Annotated in this window: 20 protein-coding genes and 1 tRNA gene; 15 read left to right on the top strand and 6 right to left on the bottom strand. The window is 53.6% G+C overall.

The window, feature by feature from the left end; genetic code table 11:
- Window positions 1-14 precede the first annotated feature (14 nt).
- Together QEH59_RS11070 and QEH59_RS11075 are read left to right on the top strand one after the other, a co-directional pair.
- Window positions 15-1562 carry a YifB family Mg chelatase-like AAA ATPase gene (locus tag QEH59_RS11070; RefSeq protein WP_308985435.1) on the top strand — a complete coding sequence of 516 codons (1548 nt, stop codon included), beginning with the start codon at window positions 15-17 and terminating at the stop codon, window positions 1560-1562.
- Between the two features lie 67 nt (window positions 1563-1629).
- A tRNA-Ser gene (locus tag QEH59_RS11075) sits at window positions 1630-1717 on the top strand.
- A gap of 316 nt (window positions 1718-2033) precedes the next feature.
- On the opposite strand, the gene QEH59_RS11080 is transcribed toward QEH59_RS11075, so the two are convergent.
- The gene (locus QEH59_RS11080; RefSeq protein WP_308985436.1) at window positions 2034-2666 is read right to left on the bottom strand and encodes a hypothetical protein; all 633 of its coding nucleotides are present in this window, start codon (window positions 2664-2666) and stop codon (window positions 2034-2036) included.
- Between the two features lie 56 nt (window positions 2667-2722).
- Here QEH59_RS11080 and dgt point away from each other — a divergent pair, with 56 nt between their 5' ends.
- From dgt to QEH59_RS11100, 4 genes are all read left to right on the top strand, one after another.
- Window positions 2723-4009: a dGTP triphosphohydrolase gene (gene dgt, locus QEH59_RS11085; RefSeq protein ID WP_308985437.1), complete on the top strand. Its 1287-nt coding sequence runs from the start codon at window positions 2723-2725 to the stop codon at window positions 4007-4009.
- 164 nt (window positions 4010-4173) lie between these two features.
- On the top strand, window positions 4174-5283 hold the full coding sequence (locus QEH59_RS11090) for a PfkB family carbohydrate kinase (protein ID WP_308985438.1): 1110 nt from the start codon (window positions 4174-4176) through the stop codon (window positions 5281-5283).
- A complete protein-coding gene (gene tmk, locus QEH59_RS11095; RefSeq protein WP_308985439.1) occupies window positions 5284-5910 on the top strand; it encodes a dTMP kinase in 627 nt (208 codons plus the stop codon). It abuts the gene before it with no gap.
- Between the two features lie 74 nt (window positions 5911-5984).
- Window positions 5985-7148, top strand: a complete 1164-nt coding sequence (locus QEH59_RS11100) for a MalY/PatB family protein (RefSeq protein WP_308985440.1) — start codon at window positions 5985-5987, stop codon at window positions 7146-7148.
- Between the two features lie 60 nt (window positions 7149-7208).
- On the opposite strand, the gene QEH59_RS11105 is transcribed toward QEH59_RS11100, so the two are convergent.
- From QEH59_RS11105 to QEH59_RS11120, 4 genes are all read right to left on the bottom strand, one after another.
- A complete protein-coding gene (locus QEH59_RS11105; RefSeq protein ID WP_308985441.1) occupies window positions 7209-8840 on the bottom strand; it encodes an alpha-amylase family glycosyl hydrolase in 1632 nt (543 codons plus the stop codon).
- Between the two features lie 229 nt (window positions 8841-9069).
- The gene (gene lpxA / locus QEH59_RS11110; protein WP_308985442.1) at window positions 9070-9846 is read right to left on the bottom strand and encodes an acyl-ACP--UDP-N-acetylglucosamine O-acyltransferase; all 777 of its coding nucleotides are present in this window, start codon (window positions 9844-9846) and stop codon (window positions 9070-9072) included.
- Between the two features lie 17 nt (window positions 9847-9863).
- Window positions 9864-11204 carry a bifunctional UDP-3-O-[3-hydroxymyristoyl] N-acetylglucosamine deacetylase/3-hydroxyacyl-ACP dehydratase gene (locus tag QEH59_RS11115; protein WP_308985443.1) on the bottom strand — a complete coding sequence of 447 codons (1341 nt, stop codon included), beginning with the start codon at window positions 11202-11204 and terminating at the stop codon, window positions 9864-9866.
- A 254-nt stretch (window positions 11205-11458) separates the two neighbouring features.
- Window positions 11459-12037, bottom strand: a complete 579-nt coding sequence (locus QEH59_RS11120; protein WP_308985444.1) for an HAD family hydrolase — start codon at window positions 12035-12037, stop codon at window positions 11459-11461.
- Window positions 12038-12255: 218 nt separating this feature from the next.
- Between QEH59_RS11120 and QEH59_RS11125 the strand changes: the two genes are divergently transcribed.
- The 7 genes from QEH59_RS11125 (at window position 12256) to hemA (ending at window position 17558) form a co-directional block, all read left to right on the top strand.
- Window positions 12256-12942: a DUF502 domain-containing protein gene (locus QEH59_RS11125; protein WP_308985445.1), complete on the top strand. Its 687-nt coding sequence runs from the start codon at window positions 12256-12258 to the stop codon at window positions 12940-12942.
- On the top strand, window positions 12932-13561 hold the full coding sequence (locus QEH59_RS11130; RefSeq protein ID WP_308985446.1) for a hypothetical protein: 630 nt from the start codon (window positions 12932-12934) through the stop codon (window positions 13559-13561). Before QEH59_RS11125 ends, QEH59_RS11130 begins: the two co-directional genes overlap by 11 nt.
- Before the next feature lie 152 nt (window positions 13562-13713).
- The gene (gene hemH / locus QEH59_RS11135; RefSeq protein WP_308985447.1) at window positions 13714-14784 is read left to right on the top strand and encodes a ferrochelatase; all 1071 of its coding nucleotides are present in this window, start codon (window positions 13714-13716) and stop codon (window positions 14782-14784) included.
- A gap of 130 nt (window positions 14785-14914) precedes the next feature.
- The gene (locus QEH59_RS11140) at window positions 14915-15166 is read left to right on the top strand and encodes a hypothetical protein (protein ID WP_308985448.1); all 252 of its coding nucleotides are present in this window, start codon (window positions 14915-14917) and stop codon (window positions 15164-15166) included.
- A complete protein-coding gene (locus QEH59_RS11145; protein WP_308985449.1) occupies window positions 15156-15620 on the top strand; it encodes a type II toxin-antitoxin system VapC family toxin in 465 nt (154 codons plus the stop codon). The genes QEH59_RS11140 and QEH59_RS11145 overlap by 11 nt, the downstream gene beginning before the upstream one ends.
- 9 nt (window positions 15621-15629) lie before the next feature.
- Window positions 15630-16490 carry a cytochrome C assembly family protein gene (locus QEH59_RS11150; RefSeq protein WP_308985450.1) on the top strand — a complete coding sequence of 287 codons (861 nt, stop codon included), beginning with the start codon at window positions 15630-15632 and terminating at the stop codon, window positions 16488-16490.
- An 18-nt stretch (window positions 16491-16508) separates the two neighbouring features.
- Entirely contained in the window at window positions 16509-17558 is a 1050-nt protein-coding gene (hemA, locus tag QEH59_RS11155; RefSeq protein WP_308985451.1) for a glutamyl-tRNA reductase, read from the top strand.
- A 14-nt stretch (window positions 17559-17572) separates the two neighbouring features.
- On the opposite strand, the gene QEH59_RS11160 is transcribed toward hemA, so the two are convergent.
- Window positions 17573-19207, bottom strand: coding sequence for a Na+/H+ antiporter NhaC family protein (locus tag QEH59_RS11160; protein ID WP_308985452.1), 1635 nt, complete (start codon window positions 19205-19207; stop codon window positions 17573-17575).
- Window positions 19208-19299: 92 nt separating this feature from the next.
- On the opposite strand from QEH59_RS11160, the gene QEH59_RS11165 reads away from it, so the two are divergent.
- Window positions 19300-20361 carry a lipid A deacylase LpxR family protein gene (locus QEH59_RS11165; RefSeq protein ID WP_308985453.1) on the top strand — a complete coding sequence of 354 codons (1062 nt, stop codon included), beginning with the start codon at window positions 19300-19302 and terminating at the stop codon, window positions 20359-20361.
- Between the two features lie 129 nt (window positions 20362-20490).
- Window positions 20491-24366: a methionine synthase gene (locus tag QEH59_RS11170; RefSeq protein WP_308985454.1), complete on the top strand. Its 3876-nt coding sequence runs from the start codon at window positions 20491-20493 to the stop codon at window positions 24364-24366.
- Window positions 24367-24787: the final 421 nt, after the last annotated feature.

Genomic DNA, 24787 nt, shown 5'->3' on the forward strand with positions numbered 1-24787 from the left:
AACTCAATTAAGCTATGCTAGGAATCACACAGTCTGCAGCACTCGTCGGCGTCGACGCACACCTCGTACAAGTCGAAGTCAATACAGGCGAAGCAGGCGACCCTCGTTTCATCTTAGTCGGCCTGCCCGATACCGCCGTCAAGGAATCGCAAGACCGTGTGCTATCCGCCATGGCCAATAGTGGCTTTCGCACGCCAGCCACGCGCACCACCATCAACTTAGCCCCCGGCGGCCTGCGCAAAGAAGGCCCCGCCTACGACCTACCGATCGCTCTCGCCATCCTCGCCTCCATGAAAAAGTGCGAAGATGCCGAATTGGAAAACTTTCTCATCGCGGGCGAGCTCAGCCTCTCTGGCAAGACCCGCCCAGTCAAAGGCACGCTCGCCATGGCGATGCTAGCCAAGCGCCTCGGCAAACGTGGATTGATCGTGCCGACGGAATCAGCCGATGAAGCGGCATTAGTCGACGACGTTGCCATCTACCCCGTCGCGAGCCTCGACGAAGCCGTGCGCTTCCTGAATCACGAGCACATCATTAAGCCCCTAGCAACAAACCAAAGCAGCTTTTTTCAAACGCCTCCAGAAAGCCAGCGCATCGACTTCTCCGAAGTCAAAGGGCAGCAGGCCGTGCGACGCGCCGTTGAGATCGCAGTCAGCGGCGGCCATAATCTGCTAATGATCGGAAGCCCAGGCTCTGGCAAAAGCATGATCGCCAAACGAATCCCGACCATCATGCCGCAGCCTCAGATCGATGAGTTTCTGGAAATCCTCAGCATTCAGTCCGCAGCAGGCACCACACTCTCCAGCGACAATCGCTACTTCCAACGTCCCTTCCGCTCGCCGCACCACACCATCAGCGATGTGGGCCTACTTGGCGGAGGCTCCATCCCTGGCCCCGGCGAGATTTCCTTAGCCCACAATGGCGTACTCTTTCTGGATGAGTTACCTGAGTTCAAACGCTCCGCACTCGAAGTGCTACGCCAACCTCTTGAGGATGGACAAGTCACCATCTCGCGCAGTGCGGGCAAGATCACACTCCCCTGTTCCGTCATGTTGGTAGCGGCAATGAATCCATGCCCATGCGGATATTCCGGTGACAATTCTCGCGAGTGCCGATGCACGGTGCCTCAGATCCAACGCTACCGCTCAAAAATCAGCGGCCCCCTACTTGATCGTATAGACTTACATACCGAAGCCCCCGCATTACGGATCGAAGAGCTACGCAATTCGCAACCAGGCGAAAGCTCAGAAATGATGCGAGCCCGCTGCGAAGCCGCACGAGCCATACAAAACGAGCGCTTCCAAGAAACACAGCTCGCATCAGATCGCTGTAATGCACGCATGTCACACTCACAAATCCGCAAGCACTGCACAATTGACAAAGAACAAGGTGATCTCTTGCAACAAGCGATGGAGCAACTCTCCCTGTCAGCCCGTGCCTACGATCGGATTCTCAAAGTGGCCCGCACCATCGCAGACCTTGCGAGCAGCGAACGCATTGAAACAGCCCATTTACTGGAGGCAATTCAGTACCGCAGTCTGGACCGGAACCTCTTTTATTAAGTAAAAAACAAAATTACCGCTTGCACTCAACCGAACTCGTATTCTAAACATACGCCTTCAAGCGCATGGAGAGATGGCAGAGTGGCCGAATGCGGAAGTCTTGAAAACTTTTGAGCCGAAAGGTTCCGGGGGTTCGAATCCCTCTCTCTCCGCCACTTGGCAAAGCCAAGTGAAGCTATCCGGCGCAGCCGGAACAAGGGATGAGAACGAAGTTCGACGTAAGAAGCGCAGCGACTGGAGATGGGGCGCCGTAGGCGATCTCGAAGAGATTTTGCGAAGCAAAACCAATCCCTCTCTCTCCGCCAGGCTTCGTCCGAAACTCAATTTCGAAGCTCTAGCCCTCAAAGCCACGAAGCTGGAAAAAGCGACCGTTCAGACGATAGGTCTGAAGCTCGACCAAAGGGAGAGCATGCCCCCCATACACGAAAGGAGTTACCGAAGGTGAAACACTCGACCTGTCGTCCGCCGCGACTAAAAACCTTCCACACTCATGGGTGCTTTTTCCTGTAAGTCACTGGTGTTCATCGCAGCCAGGCGTGTGTCAACCTCGGTATCGAAGAACATGATCGCATTCCCCCCCAATTTTTTAGCGCGTACTCGACCGTCATCTCGAACCATATCAAATTCAAAGGCACTCACAACCTTAGCCTTTTCCTCCTTGCTAAGACGCTTCCAAAAAGAGCCTTCAGCATGCAGGGCTAACAAATGATTCAACTCAGGCTCAGTAATTGCCTGACTACGCTTGTAGACCTCAATCCTAGACTCCCCATTGACATAGATCACATGCAAATCCCATCCAGCCGCAATACGCTTTTCCTCCAGCTCTGAGGAAGCCGGACGTCGCCCATCAGCTGTCTTAAAGTATATTCTAATATCTGATGAGCTTGGCAAATAATCGAAATACTTCAGATAAGGCATCCCCTTGCGACGACTGCTTTCGATATCTTCATCGCGATAAACAATACCGCCCGACCCAAACAAGCGACGTTCAATCGACTCACGTCGCTCGCCGATTCGTGCATCCACGGTCAATGGAAACAACGAAGTGATCATTAATCCCGCAAACACAGTCGCGAGTATTCCTATACGAATGGGGTATTTCATTATTGAGATGACACTCTTAAACGCGCTCACTCTATTAGACAAACAAATCCGTATGCATGCAGAATAAATTTTACTCTCCTTTCGACCTCGAGCGCTTCCCCGAGACCGCCTCGCCTGCAGGCGACTATCGTAGCGCCTTTCAAATCGAGCGCGACCGCATCATTTTTTCTTACCCATTTCGACGCTTACAATCGAAGACACAGGTCTTTCAATCAGGCGAATACGACTTTTACCGCACACGCCTGACCCACTCAATTGAGGTCGCCAAAGTGGGACGCTCCATCTGCGAATTCCTACTCGCTAGCTCAGAACGACTCAATCAAAGCTTTCACATCGACGCGGATTTGACGGAAGCCATATGCTTGGCACATGACTTGGGGCACCCGCCCTTCGGCCACATTGGCGAACGTAAGCTCAATCACTTGATGTCCGCCCATGGCGGCTTCGAAGGCAATGGCCAAACGCTCCGCATTTTGACAGAGCTGATCTACGAGCGCCCTGGCCGAACAAAAGGGATCGCCCCGACACGGGCCTTTCTCGACGGTGTGATGAAATACAAAGCGACACAAAGCGACTGGATTAAACATGCTCAGCGCCCGCCGGAAAACCACTTCATTTATAACGAGCAAGCACAGTGGCGCGATGTTGTCTTCGACCAGCAAGCCTACCCAAACGAGCTACAGACTCCCAAGGCTCTCAATAAATTCAAAAGCATCGAATGCCAAATAATGGACTGGGCTGATGATACGGCCTACTCACTCCACGACATCGTCGATGGCATTCACGCCCGCTACATTAATGTAGGCAGCTTAACAGATTGGGCCTCGCAGCAGACGCTGGATACAGCACAAAGCAAGCTGGTCGAAAAGCTCTGCGAAAAAATCAAAGCCAATAGCTATGAGCCCTACTTTGGCAGCCGAGTCGGCACCTTTGTTCATGCCTGTACCCTGAAGCCGCGCACAGGCTTTATGAGTGATCGCACCCAACGCTATGCCTTTGATCTGGAAATCGACCCAGTCGTCAAGGCCGAGAGTGTACTCTATAAATCCATAGCGCTTGATCTCATCTTCAAATCCACTCAATTGCAACAGATTGAGTTTAAAGGTGGTTACATTTTAGAACGTTTATTCAGTGCACTCTGCGAGCATTGCGCAGATCCAACAAGCAAGGGGCTGAACCTGCTGCCCGCCTCAGTGCAGTCCTTACTAGATCATGAAGCCACAGCCGCAGGACGCTATCGGCGACTCTGCGACTACACTGCAGGACTCACTGACGGCTTGGCGGTGCGCACCTACAAGCGGCTCTTTGATGCCGACTTCGGATCGATTGCTGAAATACAATAGACTCAGTGCCGAGGGCAAAGTCAAAACAGACTAAGCATAAGCACAGCACGAAGGCGTGCATCACCTTCTTATTTCACCAGATACATCCAAATCACGGCAAGGTTCATTCTTGCACGCGAGCAGACCTCCCCTTATCTCTTCACGCTATAGTTATCTACAATCGCATGGAATATAAGACCCAAACTCTTCAGGAACTCGCAGACAAAAGTTCACTCGCCGCGACAAAAAATGCGCTCGTCGGAATCGACGGCTTCGTTGATGTTATCGTGCATCCAGTCGACCAACGCTCGGGCCCCGGAGATCAATTTCAGGCGATAGCCACTATTACAGACTTTGCCAAACGCATCGGCTCAGCCGCAGGCAAGAGCGCGAATATAGAGATGGCCCCTATCGTCGAGAAACTGGGCGGCAACGGTCCCATTATGGCCAATGCGCAATTCGCCCATGGCTTAAATGTTCACTACCTAGGCGCCCTGGGCAAGCCCGCCATCCACCAAGTCTTTAGCGATTTCGCGAAAAAAACCAAAGCCATTTCCATCGCCGACCCAGGCGTCACACATGCGGCAGAGTTTAATGATGGCAAAATTATGTTTGGTACCATGGCAAGCCTGGATGAAATCACCTACGAGCGGCTCTGTGAACTCCCGGGCGAAGACAAACTGATTGAAGTATTCGACCAGTCCGACCTGATCGCAATGGTCAACTGGACCATGATCCCCTTTCTCACAGATGTATTTAACAGCTTCCTTAAAAAAGTGCTGCCTAGCTGCTCAAAGAACAGGGAGCGCACCTTCTTCTTCGACCTTGCTGACCCCGAAAAACGCTCCGAGGCCGATCTACTCGAAGTGCTCGACGTGTTTTCTAAGTTTGAAGCATTCGGTAAAGTCATTCTCGGCCTCAACCTACGGGAAGCTGAGCAGGTCGATGCACTACTAGGCTTTGCACCGCTGAACAATACCCCCGAAAACCTACAAAGTATGGCTGCTCGCATACGTGAGAAACTTCAGTTAAACACTGTTGTAATTCATCCAGTTGCAGATGCAGCCTGCGCCACCCCCGAAGGCACCGCTTACGCCGCAGGTCCCTATTGCGAGAAACCTAAAATCACCACAGGCGCTGGCGACCACTTTAATTCTGGCTTCGTCACTGCCCGTCTGATCGGGCTGACGCCCGAGGCGGCCCTCACGGTTGCCGTCGCCACATCTGGCTTCTACGTGCGCACAGCTGTCAGCCCCACACTTTCAGATCTCTCAGATTTCATCGCCACTTGGTAAATGGCTGGGTTATTCATTACATTCGAAGGCGGCGAAGGCAGCGGCAAGTCGACTCAAATCGCCGCTCTTAAAGCTCGGCTGCAGGCCGCTAAACGCAGCGTCACCCAAACTCGAGAGCCCGGTGGCACAGCACTTGGCGAAGCCATTCGCGAGCTATTGCAACACGATGACGCCGGGCAAGGTATGTCTGCTGAGGCAGAGCTGTTGCTCTTCGCTGCCAGCCGCGCGCAGCATGTTCGTGAATTAATCGAGCCTGCGCTCGCCACCGACCAGATCGTCATTTGCGATCGTTTTCTAGATTCCACCACTGTCTACCAAGGTGTCGCCAGGGCAATCGATCCACACTCTGTCGCCACGATCAACGAATTTGCAGTCGGCCCAATGCTGCCGAACCTCACCCTGCTGATCGACCTGCCACCAGAGATCGGTCTAGCTCGCGCACACAAACGCAGCGGTGGGCAACTCGACCGCATGGAACAAGAGAGTATCAAATTTTTCCACGCAGTTCGACAGGGCTATCTAAGTCTGGCCGCAGCGCATCCCGAACGCTTCCATGTATTAGATGGAAACCAGAGTATTCAGAGCTTGGAGGAACAAATTTGGGCGATCGTCGCCCCTCACCTTTAATCTCGCAGTAAACAGCTAATAGCTTGTTGCTTGCCCTAACTCCGACAAGCTGGAAGCTTGTCACTACACTTATCATGACTCAAGCAATGTACAATTTCGACACCTGCCCCGACCGCAATCACTATGGTAGCCTCAAGTGGGATAAGTATCAAGGACGCCAAATTCTTCCACTATGGGTCGCCGACATGGATTTCACCTCTGCTCCCGAAATCCTCGCTGCACTACAAACACGCCTCGACCACGGCATTTTTGGCTACACCATTCCCCATGATGCACCTGTCGAAGCCGTGCTCAACTACCTGGAGAGGCAACATGATTACAGCGCTAAGGCTGGCTGGCTCAACTTCCTGCCAGGTCTAGTGCCTGCCATTAATCTCTGCTGCCACGCCTTCACTGAGCCCGGTGACTCCGTCATGACAGCCACCCCGGTCTATCCGCCCTTTCTCACCGCACCCGATTACGCCGAGCGTGAACTTATCAAAGTTCCACTATGCTTGAATACCGACGACCAATGGACCCTCGACATCGAAGCAATGGAAGCCGCGGTGCGCCCCAACACTAAAATATTCGTACTTTGCAGCCCACACAACCCTGTCGGCCGCGTGTATACAAAGGAAGAACTCACCTCCATTGCGGACTTCTGCGAGCGGCACGAACTGATCCTCATCTCCGACGAGATCCACTGTGACCTCGTCTTCGACGAAGACGCCCAACACATCGCAACTGCCACGCTGAATGAAAGCATCGCACAACGTACGGTCACCCTAATGGCACCCAGTAAGACCTATAACTTACCCGGACTTGCCTGCGCCTTCTCCGTTATCGAAAATCCGAAACTGCGCGCTCAATTTCAAAAAACAATTCGAGGTATCATCACCGAAGTCAATTGCTTCGGATATGCCGGCATCACCGCAGCCTATAATCATGGTGAGCCATGGCGCCAAGCACTACTCAAGTATTTACAAAACAACTACACGCTCATTTACGACTTCATTAAGGACGAACTACCGGATATCACCTTCCGCCCGATGGAGTCGACTTATCTGGCTTGGCTTGATGTGAGTCGGCTCGGCCTCAAGGACCCAGTTGGACACTTCGAAAAACATGGAGTCGGCCTCAGCGATGGCACTCCTTTCGACGGGGCACAACATTTACGCCTAAACTTCGGCTGCCCACGTAAGCGATTGGAAGAAGGACTCGCTCTTATCGCCAAAGCTGCTCGCGCAAATGAAGCTTAAGCAGTGTCAGAGTCACTGCCGCACTTAGGGCTTAGCTGCTGCCCACTTCCCTTCTCAAATTTAAGTAAGACACCAGATGCCAAATGAAACTGAAGGCAGAGTTAGCACGCTCGCGTCTGCCTCAAACTTTAGTTCTCCTACTCCCATAACAAGCTCCGCTCGCTCCAAATTCACAATCGAAGTGCTCAGAGATACGCTAGCAATTTGAGCCGTTGGATTAATTGCAACAATTACCCGCTGCTCCTGGTTCGAACGGAGATAGACATAGGGCACCTGCCCTGGCTCGGCGAAAAGCGTACGATAGTCCGCCTCATTTCCCAAAGCAGGCATTGCCCGGCGCAAAGCAATAAGCTGTCTGACACAATGCAGTAATGAGTCTGGTTGACTCATTTGCGTCGCCACATCCGGCCTGTCGGCTCGTTCCTCCAGCGGAAGATAAAAAGCGCTCTGCGCTGCCTCCGAAAAGCCTGCCTGCTCCGACGCATCCCATTGCATCGGCGTGCGCACCATAGTACGAATGTAGCCCCCCTCCTTCGAGGGTAGCCCCTGAACTCCTTTCATCCCGATTTCATCACCATAGTAAATTGTCGGTATACCAGGCATCGTCAGCAAGAAAGCGTAGGCGACCTTCAAATCCTCCGCGTCACGGCCATCAGCAAGTCGAGGCGCCACATCGTGATTACCAGTCGGCAGACTCACAAAGCCTTTTCCTCTAGAACCTGCGTATTCACGTTCAAAAACGTCTACAAACTCACGAATATTACCGCGCCCCGAGCGATCAAAGAAACTACATCCGTATGGATTCAGACTAAAACTAAAGCCCCACTGCTTACGAAAGAGCGAAGTGTAAGCCGATGTTCCGAAATGAATCATAAAATCCATATGAAAGCCGGCTTGAATGGCCTCAGCAGGCTTCCCCCATTCCGCCAGAAGCACCGCATCAGGAAAATCAATATCCATCCATGCCCTCACCTCTGCCCACAACTCATGCATCGCCGCTTGATTCCCCCCACCTTTGATCAAGGAATGCGCCATATCTACGCGGAAGCCATCACAGCCCTGCTCTAACCAAAATCTCATCAGCCGATTGAGCTCCGCACGCACAGCAGTCGGACCTGGTGCATGCGTGGCTTGTTGCCAACTACAGTTTGGATCAGGATGCGCATAACCATAGTTCAACGCAGGTTGGTGCGAAAAAAAGTTGATCGCATGCGCCCCCTCACGCTCGACATCACCCGCAATCATACGCAAGTCAGTTTCCCCCAACGTAAGCACGGAATCCGTCCAAATATAATAATCGGAATACTCATTACGCTCATGTTTGGCCGATGCCTGAAACCAAGGGTGCAACTCAGCCGTGTGCCCGGGAACTAAATCAAGCACTACCCGCATGCCACGGCGATGCGCTTCCTCAAACAGACGAATGACATCTTCCATGCACCCGTAGCGCTCCGCCACCGCATAATGGTCAGTTACATCATAACCCGCGTCGCGAAAAGGTGATGCATAAAAAGGGTTCAACCACACCGTGTCGCAACCTAGACTGCGAATGTAATCCAATTTTTCAATCACACCTGGCAGATCACCAATACCATCCCCATTACTGTCGCGAAACGATTGTGGGTACACTTCATAAAAGATCGCATCCTTGAGCCAGCGGGGATAGTGAGGATTCTCGAGTTCTGTAGACATAGTAGATTCAATAAGTGTTCATTGCATGAGCCGGTTCCTTCTAATATCATATCAATTCAGTCACTCGCTTGAGTGAGAATACATGATAACGAAACGCGTGAAACTGCTCGCAAAAACTAGCAATCGAATACACGAAAAACTCAATGCAATTATGCGCAATTACTCAAGTAACTACAAATATATTGCTGACTACTGGCAAATGGAAGGGAACGACTAAGCTACGGCCCCCTTAAGAGAGCCCGCGTTCACTAGCGTGAACGAAACTCAAAAAGGTCTTAACGATCTCGCTCTCGACAGACATTTCCGCGCTAAGCTTTTCAGCTGCCTGACGACGATTAAGCCCTTCTTTATAGAACATTTTAAAAACACGCCGCACCAGATTAATATCCTCCGGAGTGAATCCAGCACGTTCCAGGCCGACTTTATTAGTCGTGCGCACCATTGCAGGACTACCATCGGCTATCATGTAAGGCGGCACATCTTGCACAACTTTCGAGGCCGCGCCTACCATTGCATAATCGCCGACACGACAGAACTGATGTAGACCTGCCCCCCAGCCAACGTTAACATGATCGCCAAGCTGGACATGCCCTCCCAACGCAGCATGGCTACTCATCACAAGATGATTTCCCACAATGCACTCATGCGCAATGTGGCTGTAAGCGAGCACTAGATTATTATCGCCCACAATGGTATCCGTCCCCTCAGTGGTCGCACAATGTACAGTCGTAAACTCTCGAAAGACGTTACCGCGACCGATTTTTAGCCCAGGGCAGCCTCCGCGATATTTAAGATCGTGCGTTTTACCGCCGACATAGGCGTATGGATGCACTTCATTATCGTTTCCCATCGTGGTGGCACCATCCACCGTCGCGTGATGCATCACCACTGTGCCCTTTGCGATTGTAACTTGGGGACCGATATAAGCGTAGGCTCCCACACGGACCCCCTCTTCCAGCTCAGCACCAGGTTCGATAATTGCGGTCGGATGAATGTCCGTGGCCATAGATCTATGAGTTAAGGTTAATCTGTGGCATCAGCCAACATGAACATGAGTTCCGCACTAGACACGACCTTACCACCGACCGTGCACTGCCCCGTGGCAGTCGCGATTTTATTACCGCGAATTTTGATCAATTTCACACGAATCTCGATCGAATCGCCTGGCTCGACGGCTTGACGAAATTTAACCTTATCCACGCTCATAAAGAAGGCAATTTTGTTCTCTCCGACGGGCAGCTTACGTAGCAGCAACACACCAGCAGCCTGTGCCATCGCCTCGACTTGCAGCACTCCTGGCATTACTGGCCGGCCTGGGTAATGCCCCTGAAAATATGGCTCATTAATCGTCACATTCTTGAGCGCGACTAATTCGTCTTCACTAACAATCTCGATCACACGATCAATCATCACAAAAGGATAGCGATGGGGCAAAATATCGAGCACACGCCGAATATCCATAACCGTTTCTGCAGCATCGACCGAGACTAACTTTTTTTTGCGCTCCTCCTTCTTCTGTTTGGCGCCTTTAATCTTCTCCAACAGCTTCTTGCGTAGTACCTTTGACAGTTCTGCATTCAACGCATGTCCGGGGCGCACTCCAACGATATGTGCCTTGATCGGCATCCCAACGAGGGTAATATCCCCGATAATGTCCAGCATCTTGTGGCGCACAAACTCGTCCTTAAAGCGCAGTGGCTCCTTAGAAACAATCTTATCGCCTTTGATCACGATCGCACTGTCGAGACTTCCTCCCTTGATCTTGCCGAGCTTGAGCAATTCCTCAATGTCTTCGTAAATAGTAAATGTGCGCGCAGGCGCAACTTGCGCGATATATGTCTCCGGGTCGATATCCAAGCTCAGATGCTGAGTATGAATACCACGATCGTCCGCTGAAGTGCAGGTGATACGAAAACCATTGTGCGGCAGAGCGATAATCGATGAATTCCCCCGTGTGACTGAAATCGGCTCTTCGAGCTCGAAGTATTCACGCTCCGCATCTTGCTCCACAGGCTCGGCCTGCTGGATGAGATTCACAAAATGCTTAGCAGAACCGTCAAGAATAGGAGGCTCACTAGCATCCATTTCGATAATCACGTTATCGACCCCGCAACCACTTAGTGCACTCAGTACGTGCTCAATGGTATGTACTTTGGCATGTCCATCGGCGATCGTAGTGCTGCGCACCAGATCATCAACCAGATCGATCAGCGGCTTGAGCTCAGGCTTGCCAAATAAGTCGATGCGGCGAAAGACCACTCCAGAGTTCTCTGGCGCTGGCTTCAAGGTCAGATTAACCTCTTCGCCAGTGTGTAGCGATTTGCCCTTGATGGAAACTTCCCTCAGTATGGTGCGTTGTTTCATAAAAAATGGATTATTCGAAATGCGGAGCTGCAAAGCCGCTCAACTGTAAAAAACGTGCGAGCCTAGTCTCGGTGACAATTATGTAAAGCATGGGTTTTCTCTAGCTGAGGACTCCAGAACCCACGACACAAACACACGGCAGGCCTCACTCGAACAGGATTCACAGCCAAGCGCCCAAAGTTGCTAGAAGTCAGATCGCGAATCGAGTGATGCTCCAAATAGTCACCAGCGGTATTGCTTCACCCGCAGCGCCCCTAGAGAAGCGTGTTAATATTAATCACAGTCATGCCCGCATTGCGCGCCGCTTCCATGCCTAAATCGGTATCTTCAAAGGCATGACAGCGTAGAGGATCCACGCCAATGAGCTCCGCTGCACGCAGGTAGGTATCGAGAGCCGGTTTTGGATTCACCACATCATCAGCCCCAACCACCGCGCCAAACCACTGATAAATGCCAAGCGTTTTGAGAATTTTCTCAGCCACCCATCTAGGGCTGCCCGTTGCAATCGCCATCGGCATATGCTCACGATGAAACTCAGCGATCGCATGCACCGGAATCACTGGCTGCACATCCTTGAGTAATTCCAGAAAGAGGACCTCCTTCGCCTCGGCCACCACCTCCGCATCGACGGACTTACCTTGTTCCCGCGCCAGCATCTCGACAATAACTGGAGCTGGCACACCACCCAGGGCGTAAAAACGTTCTTCACTAAACACAATACCATGAGCGGCCATGGAACGCGACCAGGCAACAAAATGTGTCGGCATGGTATCTGCCAAGGTGCCGTCCATGTCAAAGACGAGACCATCGTAGGTGTGATGTAAATTGATCATATAGTTTCCAAAATTGGTTCTCAAAAAGCACAGAACACAGGAGCTGGAACTCGTCAACGTTCGATGAGAATGTCCCAAAGCCTAGACCCGCACAATCGTTGATCAATCGATGCTCAGGTATAGTATAGACAGATCTTCTACATCCACGCATTAATTCATTGCGAGAAGCCTCGCCCTGGGAATCCTGCTCTCCTAGCGCCGCCGATCTTCACCCTATCATGTTCCGCTCTCTTCGAAACGCATTCATTACTGGCATTGTCGTCGTGCTCCCGCTGGGAGTCACGATCATCGTGATCAACTTTCTACTCGAACAGTTGGGTACCCCAGCAAGCAACTTCTTTTTTTGGTATCTAGACCCAGAGTGGCGCAGTAAGCCCATCATCGAATTCGGGCTCGAGGCGATCTCGGTTCTGGTTGTTTTTTTATTGATTACCCTACTCGGCTATGGTTCTCGCTTCGTGCTGGGCCGCATCATCCTCAGCGGCTTAGAGCGATTGCTAGACCAAGTCCCCTTCATCAACACCGTCTACCGCACAGTCAAGCAGATCGTCGACACCTTCAGCCAACAAAAAAAGGCAGTCTTCCAAGAGGTTGTTTTAATCGAATACCCACGCAAGCATTGCTATGTGCTCGGTTTTCTAACCAGCACTGCCAAGGGTGAAACACAAGCCGTGACAGGCGAACATATCGTCAATATTTTTGTGCCCACCACCCCCAACCCAACCAGTGGTTTCCTACTGATGCTACCAGAAGCAGACATCACTCGCCTCAACATGAGTATTGCAGATGGCATGAAACTCATCATTTCCGGTGGGGCACTGGTCCCCAATCCGAAAACAGGAGAAGCGGTGCCAATTGAGAACCCAAACCAAGCAGAAGGCTGCGCCCCTCCCGATGACAACTAAATACGAAGAGGCGCTCGTGCTAAAAACTGAACCCTCTGGCGAGTCCTTTCTAAAGCTCTACCTATTAAGCGCAGAAAGTGGTATTTTTCTATGCCTAAAGCGCCTCTCCAGATCTAAGAGGGCTCAGACATCCACCACGCCCGACCTTTTCGATCAGGCTTCCATCTCACTTGAAATGTCGCAGCAACGGACCATGCGCTTTGTTCAAGAGTATCTGCTACTTCAACGTAGAGAGGCTATTGGCCAGAACTATCATAGCTTGAGCTGTGCTGCGCGCTTGAGCCAACTACTAGTCAGCAATGCCTCACACATGCCGGAGTCTGAACGACTCTTCCAATTGACAGCCCGCTCCTTGGATGCCTTTGCTGCAGGCAAAGCGCCTGAAGTAGTCCTCCTCAAAGCTCTCTACCTGCTACTCAAAGACGAAGGCTATCCTGTGCGTGAATCATGGTGGCCCACCCTTCGCATCGACCTAAGAGGGCAAGCCAGACAACTGCTGCGCAGCCCCGCTCCCTCACAGCTGGACAAAGCTGCAAAAACCGACTGCGAGCGTATCGAACAACATTTAACTGATTGGATGCGACACCATACCGAACTCATCGTCCCCCATGAATCGTAACTCCAGCCCCCCCCCCTGCTGTAGCTTACAAGCAGTTGCTCAATCCCAGTCGTCCCTACGTGGCGCTCTTTTGTCAGGCTGATAATGTGGTTTAGACCTTGATTTAACTCTTCGGTTTGACAAAATGGCGCTAGGCGACCTTCTCTTAGCCTATGTCCAAACAAGGCGTCATTCTCCTCAATCTCGGCTCGCCCGATTCCACCGAAGTCAGCGATGTGCGCAAGTATCTGCGCGAATTCCTCATGGATGGCCGTGTATTGGACGCGCCCTATGCGATCCGCTGGTTCTTGGTAAACTGCCTGATCCTACCCACGCGCCCGCGCGAATCTGCTGAAGCCTATTCTGAAGTCTGGCTGGACGAAGGCTCGCCACTGATCGTCACCTCCCGCCAGCAACAGGCGGCCCTCGCCGCTCAAATCGACATTCCCGTCGGCCTCGGTATGCGCTATGGCAACCCCTCCACTCCCGATGCACTTAAAGAGCTACTGGATCAAGGCGTCGACGACCTCTTTATCATCCCGATGTATCCGCACTACGCAATGTCCAGTTACGAGACCGCAGTGGTGGCGCTAATGGACGCCGCGCGAGAGATGAAGCCCGACCTCAAAACGACGCTGCTGCCGCCCTTCTACCAAGAGCCGAGCTACATCGACGCCATGGTCCAACGCGCCCTGCCCTCCATCGAGAAAGGCGACTTCGACAAGCTGGTATTCTCCTTCCACGGCATCCCACAGCGTCACTTGGTCAAAGGCGACCCATCGCACAGTCACTGCATGACCACCCACGATTGCTGCAACACCTGCCACCCCGCGCACGCCACTTGCTATCGTCACCAGTGCGCCATGACAGTGGAGAAATTCGTCGCTGCGGCGAATCTACCCAAAGACAAATACATGATCACCTTCCAAAGCCGCCTCGGACGTGAGCCTTGGCTGCAACCCTACACCGACAAGGTGCTGGAGCAGCTGCCCCAAGACGGGCACAAGAATGTTAAGGTCATTTGCCCTGCCTTCACCGCTGACTGCCTCGAAACACTGGAGGAAATCGCCATGCGCGGACGCGAGAGCTTCCTCGAATCCGGCGGCGAAGCGTTTGAGCAGATCCCTTGCCTCAACGAGTCTCCGGCATTTATAGATTTCCTCGCGAGCAAAGTACGTGACTGGCAGAACGGCGCCTACGAGACCGCACACGCCACACCGCCCGCCTACGTGGCACGAAAATAATAATCCTAATGTAGAGGCTTCATTTATGACGCCTGCGTTAATTAAGCTCTGATTCTCAATAGGCTTCGCACTAAAGCGCGAAAAAGTAAATAAAGTTGACCCAAATCCGATGTCAGACACAATGTCTACCATGAAATCAATCAACACGCGCGAGCTGCAGAAGCACACCCGAGAGGTGCGTGAACGCGTCGTGGCGGGCGAGTCACTGCGCTGGGTCATGGGTGAAGACACCGTGGCCTACATCACACCCGCCCAAGAAACGAAAGAGCCGAAGCCATGGCCGGATTTAATGGCACGGCTCAAGAGCATTTACGGAGACCGTCCAAGACCGATGGATAACATGGGGTCCGACATTGTAAGTGAAGGACGCGGTGAATATTAGCCACTACTTTGATACCAGTTCCCTCTTAAAGCTCTACAACGAAGAAAATGGAAGCCGAGAAACTGTCGCGATCGCTCAATCGCAAGCGATACTTCCACTCAGCTTTATTGGGGAAATGGAACTCAGAAACTCTCTGCGGGTACTTTATGGCCGCCAGCGAATACACGCCGAAGAACTAGAGCAAGCACTCCTCTACATAGACGAAGATATTGCAAATGGCCGACTGCTACGGTTGCGCCCCGATCCCTTACTAATTGAGAATGAGAGTTTCGAACTCTCACGCTGCCATTCTGCTGCAATTTTTTGTCGTACGCTCGACATTCTCCACGTTGCCACAGCCATAGTTAGCAAGATCACAACTTTTGTTACTTGCGACAAACGCCAGGCACAGCTCGCGGAGCAGACGGGGCTCCAAGTAAACTATATCGACCTGAGCAAAACCTTTAAGAATTAACTCACAACCATGCTCAACGAAATCGCCATGACCGATAAAAACGCCTTCGCGGTGGCCGCCGCCATTTACGGGGGCGCGTTTGCCTTTGGGCTGGTCGCTCTGCTGATGCGGCGCGTCTACCCGCGCGCGGTCATGTTCGCCTTATTGGTGGGCGGCTTTCTAATCCAAACACTGGGGCTCAACCTGCGTGGCGCCGAAATCAAGGCCTGCCCACTGGGCAACATCTTTGAAGTGGCGCAATTCATCGCCTGGTCGCTGGTCTTGCTCTTTTTCATCATCGGTCCAGCCTTCCGCTTGCGCCTACTCGGCTTCTTCACCGCCGGCCTCGCCGCCCTGCTCGCGGCCGGCGTATTTGCCGTGCCCGCATGGGATCGCGCCTACCCGCCCGGCATCTTCGGTGGCAACCCTTGGATCGAACTGCACGCCGCACTCGCCATCTTTAGCTACGGTGTTTTCGCCATCCTATCGCTGGTCTCTATCATGTTTCTGATCCAGCAACACGGGCTCAAAAAGAAGCAATTCAAAGGCCTCTACCAATACCTGCCCTCCGTGCAACAATTGGATCTCATGGCCAAACGCCTACTGATCACTGGTGTAATTGTCCTCAGTGCCTCACTGATCTTTGGCTCCATATTTTGGGTCAATAACCACGAACTAGTGCCTGTATTTAAACTCACCGCGACTTGCCTGATCTGGCTCGGCTATCTCACCGTTTTCGTGCTACGCATTCAAAAGAAACTCGTCACACGGCGCCACGCGATAGCTACGATCATACTCTTCGTGCTAGCAATCGCCTCACTCTGGCCGGTGCAATCTGCCCGCGACTCCGAATCTCAAGCGACTGGAGCGCCCCTCCGCGTCGAGCGTTAAGCACATTTCGTATTGGTCATGAGCGACGTATTGCAATCTCTGTTTGTGCTGGGCACCTCGCATCACGCGACGCCACTGGATGTGCGTGAGCGCTTTGCACTCACACAGCCACAGGCACTCGAACTACAACAACGACTGCACGGACACGAAGGTATTCGTGAGTGCTTAGTGCTCAATACCTGCAATCGCCTCGAAATCTACGGGCTGGCCGATCGAATCGAACGCGTGGATGAAATCCGTGAACTGTTTTGCGAAAAGCAAAACGTGCCGATCGAACTCTTCCAGCAATACGCCTACAGCCATAATAACCTCGAAGCGCTGCAACACGTGCTCGAGGTGTCCACCGGCCTCGACTCGCAAATGGTCGGCGAGACCGAAATCCTCGGCCAACTCAAGCAGGCCTACACCAAAGCACGCGACGCCAAGTGCACGGGCAATGTGCTCAACCGCCTCTTTGAAAAGAGCTTTCAAGCCGCCAAAGCCGCCCGCTCGCAGACCGGCATTACCCGCGGCCAAATCAGCATCGGCAACGTCGCTGTCGATCTAGCCAGCCGTATCTTCGGCCAGCTATCCAAAAGCCGCGTATTGCTACTCGGTAGCGGTGAAGTGGGCGAAAAGACCGCGCAAGCGCTCAAGAGCCGCGGCGCCGACGACATCGCAGTCAGCAGCCGCACCTTCGAGAATGCTCACAAACTGGCACACGAACTCGGCGGCTCTGCGATTGATTTTGAAGATTTCAAAGCGCAACTGGAACACTTCGACATTGTCATCTGCTCCACCGCCGCACCCGGCACCATACTGGATCGCAGCATCATTGCGCAAAGCATGAAACGCCGCCCCGAGCGCCCTTGCTTCCTCATCGACCTAGCCCTCCCCCGCGACATCGATCCCGCCGTCGAAGACATTGAAAATGTCTACCTCTACAATCTTGACGACCTATCCACCATCGCCAACGAAAACCTGACCGCCCGTAAAGCTGAGATCGATAACGCCCGCGAAATCCTAAAGAAGCACGCGTGGAACCTCTGGTTGCAACTTCGTCGCAGGGAGCTTATGCGAAACATCTAAACTAGACCCTAATCTCAGCCTACCGTTTTCCACACACTTGGCAGTGCCCAAAGCACCAAGCCACCAGCGATCAGACAAAGCACGGCCGGCAGTCCGAACCCCAGTGGCACAAAGCCCACAAACACCGCCACGAATGCCGCAATCAATGCGAAAGGTAACTGCGTCCACACATGATCGAGAGGCTCCACTCCCGAGGCGATAGAGGCTACAATAGTAGTATCCGAAAAGGGACTACAATGATCACCGAAGACCGCGCCACTAAAGACGGCACCAATCGACGCCACAATTAGACGGTCACGTTCCATATCGACTTCACCTGAGGTTAAAGAATAAATCACCGGAATCGCCAACGGCATCAGCACCCCCATCGTCCCCCACGAAGTGCCCGTCGAAAAGGAAATCGCAGCCCCCAAGACAAAGGTGCCAGCCGGCAATAAGTAAACGGGCAAGCGCCCTTGCAGACTCACACACAACCAATCAGCAGTCCCGAGCTGACTGATCGCCGCTCCCAACATCCACGCTGCAATTAAGATCATAACAGGCACAGCGATCTCACGAACACCTGCAATAAAAACTGCACTCGAACTGGGAACTACGCGACCTGCGGCACTTGGGCGCATCCCCATCCTATATGCCAAGGCAGCCCCCAAAGAAGCCAACAGGCTCGAAACGACTAAAATCTGCGGCACATAAATTTCAGCCACACTATAAGCCAGCGCAAATTTACTCAAACTAAACGGAAACAGACTATCTGAACCTAACACATAAGTTAGCACTGGAATCGAAAGTGTCAGCACTGCGATCGGAATAATCGCCAGTCCCCAGTGGCTGGCACTCACATCTGACGCCGCAACCTCAACAGACTTTTGCGAGCGACGCGCAGCACGTTCAACCCCTCCCATCGGACCGGGATTAAACTCTCTCCAGACGCATACAAGGGCCAGCACCAGCGCAAACCAACAATAATAATTCGTCGGCGACGACCTAAAGAAATAGCTATATGCGCTCACCTCATTCTGCCCAGCCAACTCAAAACCTTCACGAATCATCGAGAGCTGAAAGGCGATCCAAGTTGATATAAAGGCCAAACACGCCACTGCAGAACCCGTCGTATCCGCCAAGTAGGCTAACTTCTCTCGTGAGACACCGCACCGATCTGCCGCCGAACGTAAAAGACGACCAATCAGCATCGTATTCGCTAAACCATCAAAAAACACCAATAAACCAAAACCTAGAACAGTGGTTTGCATGCGCCGATGCGCCGCATGCCCCGTGCCCAGCAAGCGACGCACTAAGCCCTGTAAACCACCTCCAGCTTCAACTAAAGCCACGAAACCTCCCAATACCAAAGTAAAAAGCATCGCACTCAACTTCCAAGAAGAACCAAAGATAGGCCAAAACTGCTTGATGACTAACTGCTCAACGGTGCCAGTGAACGAGCCCTCGGCCAATAAAATCGCGCCACACATCGCTCCCACCAACAAACCAACCAAGGCACTCCCCGAAGCGAACACCACTGCCAAAGCTGCCAAACTGGGCCACAACGTGCGCCACTCACTATCGTGATTGGCCACATACATGCTGGCCCCCAAAGCGACCACCGTCGTCACGATTGCGCCCCAAACGCGATGTGTAGTCTTTGTTGGCATATCCACGCAGCCTGCAAAGATTTTATAATTTGTCCAGCACCTGCATGAAACCTGCCTTGCCAGCGACAGATTGTTGCTAAAACTGTCCCTCCATGGCAATACACCATCAACTCCTTCTAGTCCTCTGCAGTCTCGGCAGTTCCCTCCTCTCCACCGCAGCAGAACGTCCGTGGCAACTTATCGGGCAATGGGATAACGACCTGCTCACAGGCACTGACGAGGGCTACACCAATGGTGCACGCATCGCATTTGCACGACAACTCGCATCTGGTTCCGAAGAACACTACATTCTAGAAAAAACGCTGCGACGCCTAACAGGAGCCGAACGTGGCAATACAATCAATCACTTCCGCTTCCCCGATGAAGGGGAAAGCACTTTTCAATATGGCATCGGCCTTACGCAGCTCATGTTCACCCCGGAGAATACCACCACAGCCACCCCTCCACAAGGCGAACGCCCCTACGCAGGCTGGATGGGATTGGAGTTTTCCCTACAAGCCAGCGCGGGTGATTCTGCCAGCAGCGCCACACTTTCCATCGGCACGACTGGCCAACATAGCTACGCGCAGGAAGTACAAGAGTGGGTTCATAATAATATATCGGACAGCCCGATCTTCCAAGGGTGGGACTCACAAGCACCCGCAGAATTAACTATTAACGTACACTTGGATCATAAACAACGACTCCGCTTCTTCGATCACACTCAGAACTGGCCACTGCAAATCGACGGTTTCTACGAATGGGGCGCCGCTCTTGGTAATTTCCGCACCGACGCCTACCTCGGCGCACTCCTTCGCATAGGACATAACCTCCCCAACAGCTATATCACTCCTCGCGTACAGCTCGGCAGCTTCACCGCAACCATCTTCGACAATGGACGTGCTGCCAACCAAGACTTCTCTATTTACGCTTACACTGGAGCACGCGGATATGCCGTGCTCCACGACATCACACTCGACGGCCCCGTCTTTCGCGATTGGGATGAATCAGTCAACTCAGAACCTTGGGTCGGCGAATTCAGCTTCGGCATCGCAGCCCGCTATAAATGGATCGAAGTCAGCCTCTCACACACCCTTCGCGGCGACGAGTTCGAACATCAGGAGAACCGCTCCCGCTACGGTTCTATCCTACTACGACTCACCAGCAGCTTTTAAACTGCAAGGTATCGGGAGTGTCCCGGCTCCTGCATAGCCCTCAAACACAACACGATCCTTTACCAAAATAAGTCCATTCTCCACTTGCATTAAACATATCAAGATATAAGGATATGTTGATACTTAGATATGAGCCATCCAATTTCCAACAAACCACTGACTGCCAAGGGCCAACAACTGGCCGATCTTTTTGCGGAGCGCATCCTCTTTTTGGACGGCGCGATGGGCACCATGATCCAGCAACACAAGCTGGAGGAAAAGGACTTTCGTGACGCTTCCTTTGACGCGGTCAAGGGCGACCTCAAGGGCAACAACGACCTGCTCTCCATCACCCGCCCGGACATCATCTCCGACATCCATCGCGCGTTTCTCGAGGCGGGCGCGGACATCATCGAGACCAACACTTTCAGTGGCACCACCATCGCACAGGCCGACTACGGCCTCGAGCACCGCGTGCGCGACATCAACATCGAGTCCGCAAAGTTGGCCCGCAAGGTAGCCGATGAGGTCTCCGCAAAAGAGGGCCGCCCAACTTTCGTCGCGGGCGCGATCGGTCCCACCAATCGCACTTGCTCGATGTCGCCTGACGTCAATAGCCCCGACTTTCGCGCCACGAGCTACGACGAACTTTACAAGGCTTACTACGAGCAAACTGAAGCGCTGGTCGAAGGCGGCGTCGACCTGCTCTTGCCAGAAACTGTTTTTGACACGCTCAACCTAAAGGCCTGCCTGCACGCCATCGCCGACTTCCAGGACACACTGGAAGCGCAGATCCCGGTCATCGTTTCGATCACCATTACCGACCAATCGGGCCGCACGCTCTCGGGTCAAACAGTCGAGGCCTGCTGGAACTCAATCCGCCACGCCAAGCCAATGTGCGTCGGGCTCAACTGTGCCCTCGGTGCCGACCTGATGAAGCCCTTCCTGGAAGAGCTCTCACGTGTGGCCGACACCTACGTGCACGTTTATCCGAATGCGGGCCTACCCAATCCATTGGCCGCCACGGGTTACGACGAAACGCCCGATCACACCGGCAGCGCTGTCGGCGGCTTTGCCAAGGCGGGCCTGGTCAATCTGGTCGGTGGTTGCTGCGGCACCACGCCGGACCACATCCGCGCCGTGGTCAAAGAGGTTTCCCAATACGCTCCACGTCCGATTCCAACCGTGGTGCCCGCACAACGCCTCAGTGGTCTGGAAGCGCTCAACATCATCATGGGCGAGACGCCCTTCATCAATGTGGGCGAACGCTCCAATGTCACGGGCTCCCCACGCTTCAAGAAGCTGATCAAGGCCGACGATTTTAACGGTGCCCTGGCCATCGTGCTCTCGCAGGTGGAAAAAGGCGCCCAAGTCATCGATATCAATTTCGACGAAGGCATGCTCGACGGCGAAGCCTGCATGACACGCTTCCTCAACCTCGTCGCCTCGGAGCCGGACATCTGCAAGGTGCCCATCATGATCGATAGCTCCAAATGGTCGGTCATCGAAGCGGGCCTCAAGTGCGTGCAAGGCAAGTGCATCGTCAACTCCATCAGCCTCAAGGGCGGCGAAGACGAATTTCGTGCTCAAGCGAAGAAAGTCATGCGCTACGGCGCGGCGGTCATTGTGATGGCCTTCGATGAAAAGGGCCAGGCCGCCACCAAGGATGACAAGATCGCCATCGCCGAGCGCTCCTATAAGATCCTGACCGAAGAGGTGGGCATGGACCCGCAGGACATCATTTTTGACCTCAACATCCTCACCGTCGCCACCGGCATGGAGGAGCACAACAACTACGCGGTCGACTTCATCGAAGCGGTGCGCGAAGTTAAAAAACGCTGCCCCGGTGCCCGCACCAGCGGTGGCCTCTCTAATATCTCCTTCTCCTTCCGTGGTAATAATCCCGTGCGCGAAGCCATGCACGCGGCCTTCCTACATCACGGCATCGCGGCCGGCCTCGACATGGCCATCGTCAATCCGGGCATGCTGATGCCCTACGACGAGATCGACCCGAAGTTCAAAGTGCTGGTCGAAGATGTGCTACTCAATCGCAACGACGAAGCCACCGAGAAACTGATCGACTTCGCCGAAGCCATCAAAGCCGGCACCGTCACGCTCGGCGCAGGCACCCCTGAAGAACGCATCAACGCCGCCATGCTGGAAGGTATGAACACGCTGCGCGCACTCTTCGAACGCGCCACTCAGGAAAAGAATCCGGAGATTCTGGAAGCCTTTTTGAAATCCGGCAGTGGTGCCATTCCCGCCGCAGCGGAAAAAAAAACGACTGAGCTAAAGGACGACTGGCGCCAAGGCAGCGTCGAAGAGCGCCTCTCGCACGCACTGGTCAAAGGCATCGTCGCCCACGTCGACGCCGACACCGAAGAAGCGCGCCTCAAATACGAAAAGCCGCTCGACGTCATCGAGGGCCCACTGATGGACGGCATGAAAGTCGTCGGCAAACTCTTCGGCGATGGCGACATGTTCCTACCGCAAGTGGTCAAGAGCGCCCGCGTGATGAAGCGCGCCGTCGCCCACTTGCTCCCATTCATGGAAGCAGAAAAGGCCAACGCCACCGAAAGTTCCTCCGCCGGTAAATTCCTCATCGCCACCGTTAAGGGCGACGTGCACGACATCGGCAAAAATATCGTCGCGGTGGTGCTCGCCTGTAATAACTACGAAGTCAAAGACCTCGGCGTGATGGTCTCCTGCGACAAGATTCTGGAAGAAGCCGAAGCCTGGGGCGCCGATATCATCGGCCTCTCCGGTCTCATTACGCCCTCGTTGGACGAAATGATTTTCAACGCCAAAGAGATGAAAAAGCGCGGCTTCACTCAGCCGCTACTGATCGGCGGCGCGACCACTAGCAAGGCCCACACCGCGATCAAGATCGCCCCGCACTACGACCAACCCGTCGTGCGCGTCGGCGATGCTTCACTGGTGACTGAGATCTGCAACAAGCTGCTCAACCCTAAGACACGCGACACCTTTGCCGCCGAAGTCGCAGCCGAAAACGAGCTGCAACGCGAGCGCTTCGCAGCCAGCCAAAAGGCCACCGACCTCATTCCACTCGCCGAAGCGCGTAAACAAGCTTGCGCGCCCGAATGGAAACAAGCAGACCTCATCGCACCGCAAAAGCCCGGCCTCACCGTCGATGACCACATCGACCTGGAGCTACTAGCCGAACACTTCGACTACTCCCCCCTCTTCTGGACCTGGGAGCTCAAGGGCGTCTTCCCCAAAATCCTCGAACACAAGAAATACGGCGAGCAAGCCAAGGTCATTTACGAAGACGCGAAAAAACTGCTGAAACAAATCATCGAAGAAAAACGCTTCCGCGCGCGCAGTGTGGTCGGCCTCTTCCCCGCCAATTCAATCGGCGACGACGTCGAGCTCTACGATCCCATCAGCGGCGAACCACTCGTCACCTTCCACACCCTGCGTCAGCAGAAAAAGAAGAACACCGACAAGCCCTACTTCGCACTCAGTGACTTTGTCGCGCCCAAGGACAGCGGCCTCAAAGACGCTTGCGGCGCCTTCGTTTGCTGTATTGAAGGAGTCGATACATTTGCTCAAGAATTCAAAGACGCCGGCGACGACTACAACTCCATCATGGTCAAATCCCTCGGAGACCGCTTCGCCGAAGCCCTGGCCGAATACACCCACAAGCGCGTGCGCAAAGAGCTCTGGGGCTACGCAGCCGATGAGAGCCTCGACAACGAAGCCCTAATCAAAGAACAGTATCGCGGCATCCGTCCCGCCGCCGGCTACCCCAGCCAGCCCGACCACACCGAGAAGGCCACAATTTGGGAGCTCCTCGACGCCGAGAAAAACACCGGCGCCACCGTGACCAGCAGTTTCGCCATGGCCCCCGGCAGCGCCGTCAGCGGCTTGTATTTCGCCCACCCCGAGGCCAAGTATTTCCAAGTCGGCCCCATCGCCAAAGAGCAGATGGAAGACTACGCAAAGCGCAAAGGCTTCGACCTCGAAGAAGCCGAACGCTGGCTAGCGCCGATCCGCGGCTACTAGGCGCGCTGCGCGCGCCAGTAGGAAGTGGAGAGTGGGAAGTGAGGAGTGGAAAGTTCACAACGTAGGCGGGTTAGCTCCGCCGCCGCCCGCAGCAAACGTAGCGCCCCCAGGCAACACCGAATTAAGCACACGACTTGTCACGCCCACCGCGGCCAAGCCAAGACTGAAGGCAATTCTAAGAATTGTATGCTCTAGTAGACGCTCCGAAAGGGTAACCTCGAAACTAAGTTTCGGGGGCGAGCGGCATCTCCCCGGTTCTGAGAACCGAAGCTACCAAAAATATTAACCCAACGAAGATTAATTCTCTCGTAGGGGCGCGACTTGTCACAATGCCATTGCATAATTCAAAGTGCCCTTTCTAAGACCGTAATTAGAACTGGTTCTCTGGATTCGCTTCTTATCCTGACTTTGGGCCAATGGC

Source organism: Thalassobacterium sedimentorum, from assembly GCF_031127905.1.
GTDB lineage: Bacteria > Verrucomicrobiota > Verrucomicrobiia > Opitutales > Coraliomargaritaceae > Thalassobacterium > Thalassobacterium sedimentorum.

What these genes read in the sequence shown, in the direction of transcription:
- QEH59_RS11090 (WP_308985438.1), top strand. Translation starts at nt 4,174, where the DNA reads ATGGAATATAAGACCCAAACTCTTCAGGAACTCGCAGACAAAAGTTCA.
- QEH59_RS11125 (WP_308985445.1), top strand. Translation starts at nt 12,256, where the DNA reads ATGTTCCGCTCTCTTCGAAACGCATTCATTACTGGCATTGTCGTCGTG.
- QEH59_RS11120 (WP_308985444.1), bottom strand. Translation starts at nt 12,037, where the DNA reads ATGATCAATTTACATCACACCTACGATGGTCTCGTCTTTGACATGGAC.
- QEH59_RS11070 (WP_308985435.1), top strand. Translation starts at nt 15, where the DNA reads ATGCTAGGAATCACACAGTCTGCAGCACTCGTCGGCGTCGACGCACAC.
- QEH59_RS11140 (WP_308985448.1), top strand. Translation starts at nt 14,915, where the DNA reads ATGAAATCAATCAACACGCGCGAGCTGCAGAAGCACACCCGAGAGGTG.
- hemH (WP_308985447.1), top strand. Translation starts at nt 13,714, where the DNA reads ATGTCCAAACAAGGCGTCATTCTCCTCAATCTCGGCTCGCCCGATTCC.
- QEH59_RS11170 (WP_308985454.1), top strand. Translation starts at nt 20,491, where the DNA reads ATGAGCCATCCAATTTCCAACAAACCACTGACTGCCAAGGGCCAACAA.
- QEH59_RS11100 (WP_308985440.1), top strand. Translation starts at nt 5,985, where the DNA reads ATGACTCAAGCAATGTACAATTTCGACACCTGCCCCGACCGCAATCAC.
- QEH59_RS11115 (WP_308985443.1), bottom strand. Translation starts at nt 11,204, where the DNA reads ATGAAACAACGCACCATACTGAGGGAAGTTTCCATCAAGGGCAAATCG.
- lpxA (WP_308985442.1), bottom strand. Translation starts at nt 9,846, where the DNA reads ATGGCCACGGACATTCATCCGACCGCAATTATCGAACCTGGTGCTGAG.
- QEH59_RS11160 (WP_308985452.1), bottom strand. Translation starts at nt 19,207, where the DNA reads ATGCCAACAAAGACTACACATCGCGTTTGGGGCGCAATCGTGACGACG.
- dgt (WP_308985437.1), top strand. Translation starts at nt 2,723, where the DNA reads ATGCAGAATAAATTTTACTCTCCTTTCGACCTCGAGCGCTTCCCCGAG.
- QEH59_RS11150 (WP_308985450.1), top strand. Translation starts at nt 15,630, where the DNA reads ATGCTCAACGAAATCGCCATGACCGATAAAAACGCCTTCGCGGTGGCC.
- QEH59_RS11105 (WP_308985441.1), bottom strand. Translation starts at nt 8,840, where the DNA reads ATGTCTACAGAACTCGAGAATCCTCACTATCCCCGCTGGCTCAAGGAT.
- hemA (WP_308985451.1), top strand. Translation starts at nt 16,509, where the DNA reads ATGAGCGACGTATTGCAATCTCTGTTTGTGCTGGGCACCTCGCATCAC.
- tmk (WP_308985439.1), top strand. Translation starts at nt 5,284, where the DNA reads ATGGCTGGGTTATTCATTACATTCGAAGGCGGCGAAGGCAGCGGCAAG.
- QEH59_RS11165 (WP_308985453.1), top strand. Translation starts at nt 19,300, where the DNA reads ATGGCAATACACCATCAACTCCTTCTAGTCCTCTGCAGTCTCGGCAGT.
- QEH59_RS11130 (WP_308985446.1), top strand. Translation starts at nt 12,932, where the DNA reads ATGACAACTAAATACGAAGAGGCGCTCGTGCTAAAAACTGAACCCTCT.
- QEH59_RS11080 (WP_308985436.1), bottom strand. Translation starts at nt 2,666, where the DNA reads ATGAAATACCCCATTCGTATAGGAATACTCGCGACTGTGTTTGCGGGA.